13 protein-coding genes and 1 other annotated feature are annotated in these 13,806 nt (G+C 34.6%); all 13 genes read right to left on the bottom strand.

The annotated features are described in order from the left end of the window. Positions 1-17: 17 nt before the first annotated feature. The 13 genes from rpsG to tuf all read right to left on the bottom strand — a co-directional run bounded on the left by rpsG (position 18) and on the right by tuf (position 13,801). The gene (rpsG, locus tag I2E98_RS08665) at positions 18-488 is read right to left on the bottom strand and encodes a 30S ribosomal protein S7 (RefSeq protein WP_005212828.1); all 471 of its coding nucleotides are present in this window, start codon (positions 486-488) and stop codon (positions 18-20) included. 154 nt (positions 489-642) lie between these two features. Then, complete coding sequence (rpsL, locus tag I2E98_RS08660; protein ID WP_133016968.1) at positions 643-1,020, bottom strand: 30S ribosomal protein S12; 378 nt, start codon at positions 1,018-1,020, stop codon at positions 643-645. Between the two features lie 55 nt (positions 1,021-1,075). Next, positions 1,076-1,315, bottom strand: coding sequence for a ribosomal L7Ae/L30e/S12e/Gadd45 family protein (locus I2E98_RS08655; RefSeq protein WP_195468538.1), 240 nt, complete (start codon positions 1,313-1,315; stop codon positions 1,076-1,078). Positions 1,316-1,466: 151 nt separating this feature from the next. Next, positions 1,467-5,003 (bottom strand): DNA-directed RNA polymerase subunit beta', encoded by a 3,537-nt coding sequence (gene rpoC / locus I2E98_RS08650; protein WP_195468537.1) that lies wholly within the window; start codon positions 5,001-5,003, stop codon positions 1,467-1,469. A gap of 21 nt (positions 5,004-5,024) precedes the next feature. Continuing rightward, the gene (gene rpoB / locus I2E98_RS08645; protein WP_195468536.1) at positions 5,025-8,732 is read right to left on the bottom strand and encodes a DNA-directed RNA polymerase subunit beta; all 3,708 of its coding nucleotides are present in this window, start codon (positions 8,730-8,732) and stop codon (positions 5,025-5,027) included. A 328-nt stretch (positions 8,733-9,060) separates the two neighbouring features. Continuing rightward, entirely contained in the window at positions 9,061-9,426 is a 366-nt protein-coding gene (gene rplL / locus I2E98_RS08640; RefSeq protein WP_195468535.1) for a 50S ribosomal protein L7/L12, read from the bottom strand. Positions 9,427-9,459: 33 nt separating this feature from the next. Beyond that, positions 9,460-9,963 (bottom strand): 50S ribosomal protein L10, encoded by a 504-nt coding sequence (gene rplJ / locus I2E98_RS08635; protein WP_133017086.1) that lies wholly within the window; start codon positions 9,961-9,963, stop codon positions 9,460-9,462. 36 nt (positions 9,964-9,999) lie between these two features. Beyond that, positions 10,000-10,131 (bottom strand) — a sequence feature (ribosomal protein L10 leader region). A gap of 45 nt (positions 10,132-10,176) precedes the next feature. Next, positions 10,177-10,866, bottom strand: coding sequence for a 50S ribosomal protein L1 (gene rplA / locus I2E98_RS08630; protein WP_195468534.1), 690 nt, complete (start codon positions 10,864-10,866; stop codon positions 10,177-10,179). 61 nt (positions 10,867-10,927) lie between these two features. Beyond that, the gene (gene rplK / locus I2E98_RS08625; RefSeq protein WP_042402288.1) at positions 10,928-11,353 is read right to left on the bottom strand and encodes a 50S ribosomal protein L11; all 426 of its coding nucleotides are present in this window, start codon (positions 11,351-11,353) and stop codon (positions 10,928-10,930) included. An 81-nt stretch (positions 11,354-11,434) separates the two neighbouring features. After that, entirely contained in the window at positions 11,435-11,956 is a 522-nt protein-coding gene (gene nusG, locus I2E98_RS08620) for a transcription termination/antitermination protein NusG (RefSeq protein WP_133017084.1), read from the bottom strand. A gap of 39 nt (positions 11,957-11,995) precedes the next feature. Continuing rightward, a complete protein-coding gene (gene secE, locus I2E98_RS08615) occupies positions 11,996-12,232 on the bottom strand; it encodes a preprotein translocase subunit SecE (protein ID WP_195468533.1) in 237 nt (78 codons plus the stop codon). A gap of 50 nt (positions 12,233-12,282) precedes the next feature. After that, positions 12,283-12,432, bottom strand: coding sequence for a 50S ribosomal protein L33 (rpmG, locus tag I2E98_RS08610; protein ID WP_042402281.1), 150 nt, complete (start codon positions 12,430-12,432; stop codon positions 12,283-12,285). 175 nt (positions 12,433-12,607) lie between these two features. Beyond that, positions 12,608-13,801: an elongation factor Tu gene (gene tuf / locus I2E98_RS08605; RefSeq protein ID WP_195468540.1), complete on the bottom strand. Its 1,194-nt coding sequence runs from the start codon at positions 13,799-13,801 to the stop codon at positions 12,608-12,610. Between the last annotated feature and the right edge of the window lie 5 nt (positions 13,802-13,806).

Genomic DNA, 13,806 nt, shown 5'->3' with positions numbered 1-13,806 from the left:
AAACAGTTTTTGTAATATTAGTATCTGTAGTGAGCGAATGCTTTGTTTGCTTCTGCCATTTTGTGAGTATCTTCTCTCTTCTTAACAGCAGCTCCAGTATTGTTAGCTGCATCTAATAATTCTCCAGCTAATCTTTGAGCCATAACTTTTTCGCCTCTTTTTCTAGCAGCAGCTAAAATCCATCTGATACCTAAAGTTTGTCTTCTCTCAGGTCTAACTTCGATTGGAACTTGGTAGTTAGCACCACCTATTCTTCTAGCTTTAACTTCTAATAAAGGCATAACATTGTTCATAGCTTCTTCGAATACTTCTAAAGCATCTTTGCCTGTTTTTTGCGCCATAATTTCAAACGCTTCGTAGCAAATCTTTTGTGCTACTCCTTTTTTACCATCTTCCATTACGTTGTTTATTAACTTAGTAACAACCTTTGAGTTGTACATTGGATCTGGTAATACATCTCTTTTTGCGATAAATCCTTTTCTTGGCACTTTTCTTCCCTCCTTAACAATTTTTAATTTAATTCATAGGTACTCGGTAAGTAAACTTACCGTAAAGTGCTTCGCTTCTTACATCTATATAAACTTATGTAAAATTTCTAGTCTATGTAAATGCCGAAGATAAGCACTGTCTTAGTTTAGAAAACTATTTTTGCTTTGGTCTCTTAGCACCGTATTTTGATCTTCCTTGCATTCTGTTAGCTACTCCAGCACAGTCTAGTGCTCCTCTTACGATATGGTATCTAACACCAGGAAGGTCCTTAACTCTACCACCTCTTATAAGAACAACGCTGTGCTCTTGTAAGTTGTGACCTACACCACCGATGTAAGCAGTAACTTCGAATCCATTTGTAAGTCTTACTCTGGCAATTTTTCTTAACGCTGAGTTAGGCTTCTTTGGAGTAGTAGTTTTAACAACTGTACAAACTCCTCTTCTTTGTGGACACTCGTTTAGTGCTGGTGCTGTTGATTTGTTAACAACAGTCTTTCTACCTTTTCTTACTAATTGGCTTATAGTTGGCATTTCTTCACCTCCTGAAATTTATTTATCTATATAAAATAAGATAAACACTAATTTATTATTCTAGGGTCAATACTGCTGATGATTTAACATCAATTCCACTTATCTTCCCAAGCTCTTTCATTGTAGGTATTTCTACAATATCAATGTTTTTCTCTTGTGCTAGTTGAATTATTGGAGAAATCAACTTAGCATTTGCATCTTTAGCTACATATAAAACTTTTCCCTCATTACTTTTAAGTAATTTAGTACACTGTTTTATTCCAATTACTTTTTTTACTACAATTCTGTCTAACATGAATCCCCCTCCTTAATCAAAGATCATAGAGGCATGCTATACAGGATGCCTCCATAAATCATGTAGACAATCATACTGTAGTGTAGCTTTAAAATCACACAATTGGTATTTTATCATTTAAGCATACACATGTCAATAAAATTGCATTGTATTATTCTATTGTATCAATATTATCTTCTTCTGTTTCTTCCCCTGGTACATCAAGTTTTACAGATCTATATCTCATCATACCTGTTCCAGCTGGAATTAACTTACCTATAATAACATTTTCTTTCAATCCTATTAATGGATCTATTTTTCCTTTGATAGCTGCTTCTGTAAGAACTCTTGTTGTTTCTTGGAATGAAGCTGCTGATAAGAAACTATCAGTTGCTAAAGCCGCTTTAGTAATACCTAGTAATGCCATTTCACCCTTAGCTTCTTCCCCACCAAACTCTCTTACTCTTGCATTTTCTTCTTCAAAGTCAAACATATCTATCATTGTACCTGGTAATAATTCAGTATCTCCTGAATCAGAAACTTTTACTTTTCTAGTCATTTGTCTAACAACTACTTCTAAGTGTTTATCATTGATATCAACCCCTTGAAGTCTGTAAACTTTTTGAACTTCAGAAAGTAAGTATCTTCTAGCACCTTCAACACCTTTAATATTCATAATATCATGAGGGTTAACTGAACCTTCTGTAATTTCATCTCCAGCTTCAATAACATCATTATCAGATACTCTTAATCTTGAACCGAATGGAATGTCATAGCTACGTTCTTCTCCGTCAGCTGCCATTACATATACAGTCTTCTTCTTCTTAGTTTCTTCAATTCTTACAGTACCTGCAATTTCAGAAACTATAGCAAGACCCTTTGGTTTTCTAGCTTCAAATAATTCTTCAACTCTAGGAAGACCTTGAGTGATATCCGCACCAGTAGCAACACCACCAGTATGGAAGGTTCTCATTGTAAGCTGAGTACCAGGTTCTCCGATTGATTGAGCTGCTATTATACCAACAGCTTCACCTATATTAATCTTTTGAGCTGTAGCCATGTTCATACCATAACACTTAGCACAAACACCAACCTTACAGTTACATGTGAATACAGATCTTATTTTAACCTTTTTAACACCTGCAGCTGTAATTCTATCAGCCATATCAGATTCTATATATTCATCTTTACCTAATAGTATTTCTCCAGTTTCAGGATGTATAACATCTTCAGCTGTATATCTACCATATAGTCTTTCTGCTAATCCTTCGATTACTTCATTACCTTCTTTAATTTCAGCAACAACTAAGCCTCTATCAGTACCACAATCTTCTTCTCTTACGATAACATCTTGTGATACGTCAACAAGTCTTCTTGTTAAGTAACCTGAATCGGCTGTTTTAAGTGCTGTATCGGCATTACCTTTTCTAGCACCGTGTGTTGAAATGAAGTATTCTAATACGTCAAGACCTTCTCTAAATGAAGCCTTGATTGGTAATTCGATAATCTTACCTGATGGAGCCGCCATAAGTCCTCTCATACCAGCTAATTGCTTAATTTGAGCCTTAGATCCTCTGGCTCCTGAATCTGCCATCATGAATATTGGGTTGAATTTATCCAAGCTATCCATTAATGCATTGGCAACATCTTCTGTTGTCTTACTCCATTTTTCAATAACTTTTTCATATCTTTCATCTTCAGATATGAATCCTCTCTTATACATCTTTTCTACCTTTTCAACTGTTTCTTCAGCTTCTCTAAGTAATTCATACTTAGCTTCAGGTACTATCATATCTGATGCAGCAACTGTTACGGCACCAATTGATGAATAATGATATCCTAATGCTTTGATCTTATCTAGCATTATTGATGTATTAGTAGGTCCGTGTTTTATATAACACTTATCTATTAATTTACCTAAAGTTTTCTTAGTTATTAAGAAATCAACTTCAAGTTCAAATTCTTTTTCTGGATTTGTTCTATCTACATATCCTAAATCTTGAGGAATAGATTCATTAAATATAATCTTACCTACTGTAGTCTTGATTATACCATGTCTTACTACTCCATCTACTTCTTTAAACATTCTAACGTTAATAGCAGCATGAACAGCTATTTCACCAACGTTATAAGCCATTATAGCTTCATCAACAGATGCAAAGTACATTCCTTCTCCCTTCGCACCTTCTTTATCCATTGTTAAGTAATATGAACCTAGAACCATATCTTGTGTAGGAACACAAACTGGTTTACCATCTGATGGTTTCATTATATTACCTGCTGCAAGCATTAAGAATCTTGCTTCTGCTTGAGCTTCAACTGATAATGGTACGTGAACAGCCATTTGGTCTCCATCGAAGTCCGCATTATATGCTGTACATACTAGTGGGTGAAGTTTTATTGCTCTACCTTCAACTAATACTGGTTGGAATGCTTGAATACCTAGTCTATGTAGAGTAGGCGCTCTGTTAAGTAAAACTGGATGATCAGTAATAACTTCTTCAAGTATATCCCATACTTGATCATTAACTCTTTCAACCATTCTCTTAGCACTCTTTATGTTATGTGCAACGCCATCTTCAACTAACTTTTTCATTACGAAAGGCTTAAATAACTCTAAAGCCATTTCCTTAGGTAATCCACATTGGTACATTTTTAACTCTGGCCCAACAACGATAACTGATCTACCAGAGTAGTCAACTCTCTTACCAAGTAAGTTTTGTCTAAATCTACCTTGCTTACCTTTTAACATATCTGATAATGATTTTAAAGGTCTGTTTCCAGGACCAGTTACTGGTCTTCCTCTTCTACCATTATCTATAAGAGCATCAACTGCTTCTTGAAGCATTCTCTTTTCATTTCTAACGATTATATCAGGAGCTCCTAAATCTAAAAGCTTCTTTAATCTGTTATTTCTATTGATAACTCTTCTATATAAATCATTTAAGTCAGATGTTGCAAATCTTCCTCCATCTAATTGAACCATTGGTCTTAAATCTGGTGGAATAACAGGAATTACGTTTATAACCATCCATCTTGGATCATTTCCTGATTTTCTGAAAGATTCAACTACTTCTAATCTTCTTATGATTCTAACTTTCTTTTGACCACTACTAGTTTTTAACTCTTCTTTTAAGTCTCTTGAAGTTGCTTCTAAGTCAATTTCTCCTAAAATCTCTTGAACAGCTTCTGCACCCATTCCAGCTACAAAGCTTTCTTCACCGAACTTATCTACAGCTTCTCTATATTCTTTCTCACTTAAAAGTTGTTTCTTTAATAGTGATGTTTCCTTAGGGTCTATAACAACATATGAAGCAAAATAAAGAACTTTTTCTAAAGCTCTTGGTGACATATCTAAAAGTAATCCCATTCTTGATGGAATTCCTTTAAAGTACCAAATGTGAGATACTGGGGCAGCCAGTTCAATGTGCCCCATTCTCTCTCTTCTTACTTTAGCCTTTGTAACTTCAACTCCACATCTGTCACAAACAATACCTTTGTATCTAACTCTCTTATATTTGCCACAATGACATTCCCAGTCTTTCATAGGTCCAAATATTCTTTCACAGAATAGACCATCTCTTTCTGGTTTTAAAGTTCTATAATTAATTGTTTCAGGTTTCTTAACTTCACCTCTAGACCATTCTCTAATTTGGCTTGGAGAAGCTAAACCAATTTGTATAGCATCAAAATTGTTCAATTCAAACAAGGGTATATCCTCCCTTCAATTTTAGTGTTCGTCATTAACGAAATCATCTAATTCTAATTCTTCTTCATGGAAACCTTCTAAAGTAAATGATTCATAATCTATATCTTCTTCAATTTCCTCATCATTAGTTGTATAACTATCGTCACCTGTAAATTGTTCTGGAACAACTTCTTCAGTTCCTTCGATATTTACTTCTAATTCTTCAGAATCATCATCTGAGAATTCTTTTAACTTAACTTCTTCGTTATCTTCATTTAATACTTTAACATCTAAGCATAAAGCTTGAAGTTCTTTTATAAGAACCTTAAATGATTCTGGAACTCCTGGTTCAGGGATATTTTCACCCTTAACAATTGCTTCGTATGTTTTAACTCTACCTACAACGTCATCTGACTTAACTGTTAAGATTTCTTGTAGTGTATGTGCAGCACCGTAAGCTTCTAATGCCCAAACTTCCATTTCCCCAAATCTTTGACCACCAAATTGAGCTTTACCTCCAAGTGGTTGTTGAGTAACTAGTGAGTATGGACCTGTTGATCTAGCATGGATCTTATCATCAACTAAGTGAGCAAGCTTTAAGATGTACATTATACCAACTGTAACTTCATTATCAAATGGTTCTCCAGTTCTTCCATCGTATAATACAGTCTTTCCATTTGCATTGTATCCAGCTTTTTCTAAACAATCTTCAATATTCTTTTCTGTTGCACCATCAAATACAGGTGTTGCAATGTGCCATCCTAATGCACTTGCAGCCCAACCTAAGTGAACTTCTAATACCTGACCGATGTTCATACGAGATGGAACCCCTAATGGATTTAAACAAATTTGTAGTGGTCTACCATCTGGTAAGAATGGCATATCTTCTTCTGGTAAAACTCTAGAAATAACCCCTTTGTTACCATGACGTCCTGCCATCTTATCTCCAACAGATATTTTTCTCTTTTGAGCTATATAACATCTTACAAGTTCGTTAACACCTGGATTTAAGTCATCACCGTTTTCTCTTGTAAATACTTTTACGTCAACGATAATACCAGCTTCTCCATGTGGTACTCTTAATGAAGTATCTCTAACTTCTCTTGCCTTTTCACCGAATATAGCTCTTAATAATCTTTCTTCGGCAGTTAATTCAGTTTCTCCCTTAGGAGTTACCTTACCAACAAGAACGTCTCCTGATCTAACCTCAGCACCGATTCTGATTATTCCTCTTTCATCTATATCTTTAAGAGCATCTTCACTTACGTTCGGAATATCTCTTGTTATTTCTTCTGGTCCTAGCTTAGTATCTCTAGCTTCACATTCATATTCTTCAATATGGATAGAAGTAAATACATCGTCTCTTACTAATTCTTCAGAGATAAGCATAGCATCCTCGTAGTTGTAACCTTCCCAAGTAATGAATCCCATTCTGATATTCTTTCCTAATGCGATTTCCCCTAGGTCAGTTGCTGGTCCATCAGCTAAAACTTGATTCTTAAATACAATTTCACCCTTATCCACTAAAGGTCTTTGATTTATACAAGTACCTGGGTTACTTCTCTTGAACTTAAGTAATTTATATGTGTCAATTCCACCATCAACATCTCTCTTGATTCTGATTTCTGAAGAACTTACATATACAACTGTACCTGAATTTTTAGCTTTTGGTAATACTCCTGAATCAGCCGCTGCTCTATACTCTATTCCTGTACCAACTATAGGTGCTTGTGGCTTTAATAGTGGAACTGCTTGACGTTGCATGTTCGCTCCCATAAGTGCTCTAGATGCGTCATCATTTTCAAGGAAAGGTATCATTGCTGTTGCAACTGAAACTATTTGTCTTGGTGAAACGTCTATTAAATCTACATCTTTAGCATTAACTTGTAATATATCATGCTTATGTCTAACAGTAACTCTACTGTCAACGAATCTTCCATCTTCACCAATTGGTTCTTTTGCTTGCGCAATTAAGTATAAATCTTCTTCATCAGCTGTGAAGTATCTTATTTCATCTGTAACTTTACCAGTTTCTTTATCAATAATTCTATATGGAGTTTCAATAAATCCATACTCGTTAACTTTAGCATATGTTGCTAATGAGTTAATTAATCCTATGTTAGGTCCTTCTGGAGTTTCTATAGGACACATTCTACCATAATGTGAATGGTGAACGTCTCTTACTTCGAAACCAGCTCTTTCTCTTGAAAGACCTCCTGGCCCTAATGCAGATAATCTTCTCTTATGTGTTAATTCTGAAAGTGGATTTGTTTGATCCATGAATTGTGATAATTGTGAACTACCAAAGAATTCTTTTATAGCTGCAGCTACTGGTCTAATGTTTATTAACATTTGTGGAGTAATTGCTTCTTGGTCTTGAATAGTCATTCTTTCTTTAACTACTCTTTCCATTCTTGATAAACCAATTCTAAATTGGTTTTGTAGTAATTCACCTACAGATCTTAATCTTCTATTACCTAAATGGTCTATATCATCAGTATATCCAACTCCGTAAGCTAATCCTAACTCATAGCTTATAGTTGCAAATATATCATCTCTTACAATGTGCTTAGGTATTAATCTAGTTATGTTCTTTTTGATTTCTTCTTTTATAGATTGCTCATCATCATAATTTTCTAATATTTCCATTAGAGTAGGATAATGAACAGCCTCTCTTATGTTTAAATCACTAACATCAAAAGGTAAAACTTTTTCTAAATCAACAAAATGATTTCCTATTACTCTTAATACTTTATCTTCTACTAAAATATCAACTGAGTTTATACCTGCATTTTGTATGTCAGAAGCCATAGCTCTGCTTATTTTTTCACCTTGCTCAACCATTATTTCTCCAGTTGAAGGGTTTATAATATCTGCAGCTGCTATTTGATTTATTAATCTAAGATTAATAGCTAATTTTTTGTTAAATTTATATCTACCAACTCTTGATAAATCATATCTTTTTGCATCAAAGAATAAAGAGTCTATTAAAGACACGGCACTATCAACTGTTGGTGGCTCACCTGGTCTTAATCTCTTGTAAATCTCAAGTAAAGCTTCTTCCTTAGTCTTAGTGTTATCTTTTTCTATTGTTGCTTTAAATCTTTCTTCTTCACCAAAATAGTCTAAAAGCTCTTGGTCACTTCCATAACCCATAGCTCTAGCTAAAATTGTTATTGGTAACTTTCTAGTCTTATCAATTCTAACATAAATAACATCATTAGAATCTGTTTCATATTCTAACCATGCACCTCTGTTAGGAATAACAGTTGATGAAAATAGTTTTTTACCACTCTTATCAACAGTATTACTATAGTAAACACCTGGAGATCTTACTAATTGGCTTACTATAACTCTTTCAGCACCATTAATAATAAAAGTTCCTTGTTCAGTCATTAATGGGAAATCTCCCATAAATACTTCTTGTTCTTTTATTTCTCCTGTTTCATTGTTTGTCAGTCTTACTGACACTTTTAGTGGAGCCGCATAAGTGCAATCTCTTTCCTTACACTCTTCCACTGAGTACTTAATATTATCCATATCAAGTTTATAGTCTACAAACTCAAGTACAAGATTACCAGTAAAGTTTGAAATAGGATTTACGTCATCAAATACTTCTAATAATCCTTCTCTTAAAAACCACTCGTAAGAATCTAATTGTACCTCGATTAAGTTTGGCATTTCGGTTACATCTTTAACCTTAGCAAAGCTCATTCTAGTTCTTTTTCCGACTTGGACAGGATGTACCATGAATTTTCACCCCTTGTTTAAAGTAAAATAACCAAAAGCATAACTTCCCTAGGGACCTATGCTTTCGGAGAGCATCACGTTATAGTATAACCATTTTTTTGACGATTATACTCATTTTCGCAAGAATATATAATTATCCATAATGAATAGTACATTTTATGATAGTAACATATCAATTTTCCTTTGTCAATACTTTTATAATTTGCATATTAAGTACATTTTATTAATAATAGTATTGATAAAAACAATTTTCATTATGTTTTTTCTTTTTTCATTTAGGCAATAAAAAAGGTGCTATAAAGCACCTTTTTTATATTAAATTAAGAAATTACTTAACTTCTACTTCAGCTCCAACTTCAGCTAATTTAGCTTTCATGTCTTCAGCTTCTTCTTTAGAAACAGCTTCTTTTAATGTCTTAGGAGCTCCGTCAACTATTTCTTTAGCTTCCTTTAATCCTAATCCAGTTATTTCTCTAACAACTTTGATTACTTTGATCTTGTTTGAACCAGCGTTTGATAATACTACGTCAAACTCAGTCTTTTCTTCAGCTGCAGCACCTGCAACAGCTCCACCAGCAACAGCAACTGGAGCAGCAGCGCTAACACCAAACTCCTCTTCGCAAGCAGTTACTAATTCGTTTAATTCTAAAACAGTCATTTCTTTTATAGCTTGAATGATTTCTTCTCTTGTCATTTTAATTGCACCTCCAAAAATTTTATCAGTTTATTATTCAGCTGACTCTGATTCTTTTTTTTCTTTAATTGCATTTAATAAGTATGCAAGGTTTGATAATGGAGCTTTGAAGCTTCCAAGAAGTTTTGCAATAAGAACTTCTTTTGATGGGATTGTTGCAAGTTTTTCAACTCCAGCCTTGTCATAAACAATACCGTCAACAATACCTGCTTTTAATTCTAACTTCTTGTGGTCCTTAGCGAAGTTATTTAATACTCTAGCTGGAGCAGTAGCATCTTCATATCCGAATGCTATAGAAACTGGTCCTTCTAAGTATTGAACTAAATCACCTAAACCTAATTCGTTAGCAGCTAATGTTACTAATGTGTTTTTGTAAACTTTATATTCAACACCAGCTTCTCTTAAGCTCTTTCTTAACATTGTATCTTCTTCAACTGTTAAACCTTGGTAGCTAGCTAATGCAACACCTTGAGCTTTTTCTAACTTTTCCTTAATTTCAGCTACTTTAGCTTCTTTAATTTGTCTGTTCTTCTTTATCACTGTGTGTCCACCTCCTCACAGTTATTAACTGTAATATATATTAAGAAAGGTCTTCCCATAGACACAGGAAGACCAAATAAACAATCACTTATCTAGTTATCCTAGGTAGGCGATCACTTTAAACCTTACGGCACCTACTGTCTACGGAAACAGTATTCTCTTTTTTCACAACGAAATTTATTATACTATGTAAATTTCACTATGTCAATATTAATCTAAAACTTTTGTTGGGTTAACTTTAGCTCCAGGTCCCATTGTGCTTGAAACTGATACTGATTTAACGTATTGTCCCTTAGCAGCAGCTGGTTTAGCTTTTACTAAAGCATCCATTAAAGCATGGAAGTTTTGTTGTAATTTTTCAACTCCAAATGAAGCTTTTCCGATTGGGCAGTGAACGATAGCAGTTTTATCAACTCTATATTCAACCTTACCAGCTTTGATGTCAGCTATAGCTTTAGCAACATCAAATGTAACTGTTCCTGATTTTGGGTTTGGCATTAATCCCTTAGGCCCTAAAACTCTACCTAATCTACCAACAACTCCCATCATATCTGGAGTAGCTACTACTACATCGTAATCGAACCAGTTTTCACCTTGGATCTTTTGAACTAATTCTTCAGCTCCAACGAAATCTGCTCCTGCTTCTTGAGCTTCTGTCGCTTTAGCACCTTTAGCAAATACTAAAACTTTAACAGTCTTACCAGTTCCGTTTGGAAGAACAACAGCTCCTCTAACTTGTTGGTCAGCGTGTCTTGGGTCTACCCCTAATCTTACGTGTAATTCGATTGTTTCATCGAACTTAGCTTTTGCAGTTTTTACAGCTAAATCTAATGCTTCAGCTGGTGTATATAAAACGTTCTTATCTACTAATTTTGAACTTTCAACATATTTCTTTCCCATTATTATGCCTCCTTCGTGGTTTTAGCGGTTTTTACCTCCCACATTTTAAAAAAACTCAGAATTACTCTGCTATTGTAACACCCATACTTCTTGCAGTACCTTCGATCATGCTCATAGCAGTTTCGATTGTTGCAGCGTTTAAGTCTGGCATCTTTAATTCAGCGATCTTTCTAACTTGATCCTTAGTTAATGTTCCAACTTTTGTTCTGTTTGGAACTCCTGATCCGCTTTCTAATCCTAATTCTTTCTTAATTAGAACTGCAGCTGGAGGAGTCTTTAAGATAAAACTAAAAGATCTATCTTGGTATACTGTTATAACAACTGGTATTATTAATCCAGCTTGATTAGCAGTCTTTGCGTTAAACTCCTTACAGAATCCCATAATGTTAACACCGTGTTGTCCTAATGCTGGACCTACTGGTGGTGCTGGTGTTGCCTTACCTGCAGGAAGTTGTAATTTAATCATTCCTGTTACTTTCTTAGCCATTTACTATTCCTCCTATACTGTGGTAATACGGACTTTTTGTCCTCCCACTTAATTAAAAACATTAGTTTTATATATAATATATTAAACTAATTTCTCAACTTGGTTAAAATCTAGTTCAGCTAATGTTTCTCTGCCGAACATATCTATTAAAGCTTTTATTTTGTGTTTTTCAACACTTATCTCTTGGATTATTGCCACGAATTCTCTTAGTGGTCCAGAGATAACTCTTACACTTTCTCCTACTTCTAAGTCAATATCAATTGGCATTTCAACAACACCCATTGATTCTACTTCCTCATCAGTAAGAGGTACTGGTTTAGAACCTGGTCCAACAAATCCTGTTACACCTCTTGTGTTTCTAACCACATACCATGACTCATCAGTCATTAGCATTTTAACTAACACATATCCTGGGAATTTTTTCTTTAAAGAAACCTTTTGCTTTCCATCTTTCTCTTCAATAACTTCCTCCATAGGAACTTGAATATCAAGAAGTAAATGCTCAAGATTTCTGTTTTCTATAGTTTTTTCAAGGTTAGCTTTAACCTTATTTTCATATCCTGAATATGTGTGTACTACATACCATCTAGCTCTTTCACTCATATTTACTATAGATGAGAAATCTCACCTAAACCTCCTTCATTATAGTTTGAAGATCAATTTAAAGAGGTTTGTAAAAATATAATCTAACCCGCCTACTAATACAATATATATTAGTACGACTACGCCTACTGCAATTAACGCTTTTTTTGTGTCATCTTTAGAAGGCCAAGTTATTCTTTTAACCTCTGCCTTAAGCTCTCTAAAAAACTTAGAAATCCCTCTTTTTTCAGAAGTCTTAGTATTAATATTTACATTTACATTTTCTTTAATAGCCATTACTTCACATCCTTAACTATTGCGAGTATGTGTCATCACTCTAAAGCGAACTATTTAGTTTCTTTGTGTTGTGTGTGTTTTTTACAGAATCTGCAATATTTATTCATTTCCATTCTGTCTGGGTTGTTTTTCTTATTTTTCATTGTGTTGTAATTTCTTTGCTTACACTCTGTGCATGCTAATGTTACCTTAACTCTCACAGTCTGCACCTCCAGTTTATCCAAATAATTATATAAGTCTATATGATATTGTGTTATCTATTTCGTTAATTACTTAAACACCTTACCACAAAACCGATATTATGTCAATAATATTAGCTTTGTAAAGGACTAGGTAAACTAACCCAGTCCTTATCTATATTAAGTAAAACTACTACTATTCGATTATAGAAGTAACAACTCCTGAACCTACAGTTCTTCCACCTTCTCTGATAGCGAATCTTAAACCTTCATCCATAGCTACTTGAGTGATTAACTCAACGTTCATATCGATGTGGTCTCCAGGCATAACCATTTCCATTCCTTCTGGTAATTTGATTGATCCTGTAACGTCTGTTGTTCTGAAGTAGAATTGTGGTCTGTATCCATCGAAGAATGGAGTATGTCTTCCACCTTCATCTTTCTTAAGTACGTATACTTGACCTACGAACTTGCTGTGTGGATTTACTGATCCAACTTTTGCTAAAACTTGACCTCTTTCGATTTCAGTTCTTTGAACACCTCTTAATAATGCTCCGATGTTATCTCCAGCTTGTGCTTCATCTAATAACTTTCTGAACATTTCGATTCCTGTAACAACAACTTTTCTCTTTTCTTCTGTTAATCCAACGATTTCTACTTCGTCTGATACGTGAAGAACTCCTCTTTCAACTCTTCCTGTTGCAACTGTTCCTCTACCAGTGATTGTAAATACGTCTTCGATTGGCATTAAGAATGGCTTATCTGTTGCTCTTTCTGGAGTTGGGATGTAGTTATCTACAGCATCCATTAATTCCATGATGCAAGCTGTTGCTTCTGGATCTGTTGGGTTTTCTAATGCTCTTAAAGCTGATCCTTTGATTACTGGAATGTCATCTCCTGGGAAGTTGTATTCAGATAATAATTCTCTAACTTCCATTTCAACTAATTCTAATAATTCTTCATCGTCAACCATATCTGCTTTGTTTAAGAAAACAACGATGTAGTCAACACCAACTCTTGAAGCTAGTAGTATGTGCTCTCTTGTTTGAGGCATTGGACCGTCTGCAGCTGAACAAACTAAGATAGCTCCATCCATTTGTGCAGCACCAGTGATCATGTTCTTAACGTAGTCAGCGTGTCCTGGACAGTCAACGTGAGCATAGTGTCTGTTTTCTGTTTCGTATTCAACGTGAGCTGTGTTGATTGTGATTCCTCTTTCTTTTTCTTCTGGAGCTCTATCGATATCAGCATAGTTGAACGCTTCTGCGAATCCTCTGTTTGCTAATACTGTTGTGATAGCAGCTGTTAATGTAGTCTTACCGTGGTCTACGTGACCGATTGTTCCGATATTTACGTGTGGTTTACTTCTTTCGAACTTTTGCTTTGCCATTTTGT

It is taken from the genome of Clostridium sp. D43t1_170807_H7 (assembly GCF_015555905.1).
Classification (GTDB): domain Bacteria; phylum Bacillota; class Clostridia; order Clostridiales; family Clostridiaceae; genus Clostridium.
Note: the sequence above shows the minus strand (reverse complement) of the source record. Positions and strands in the feature narration are given on the sequence as shown.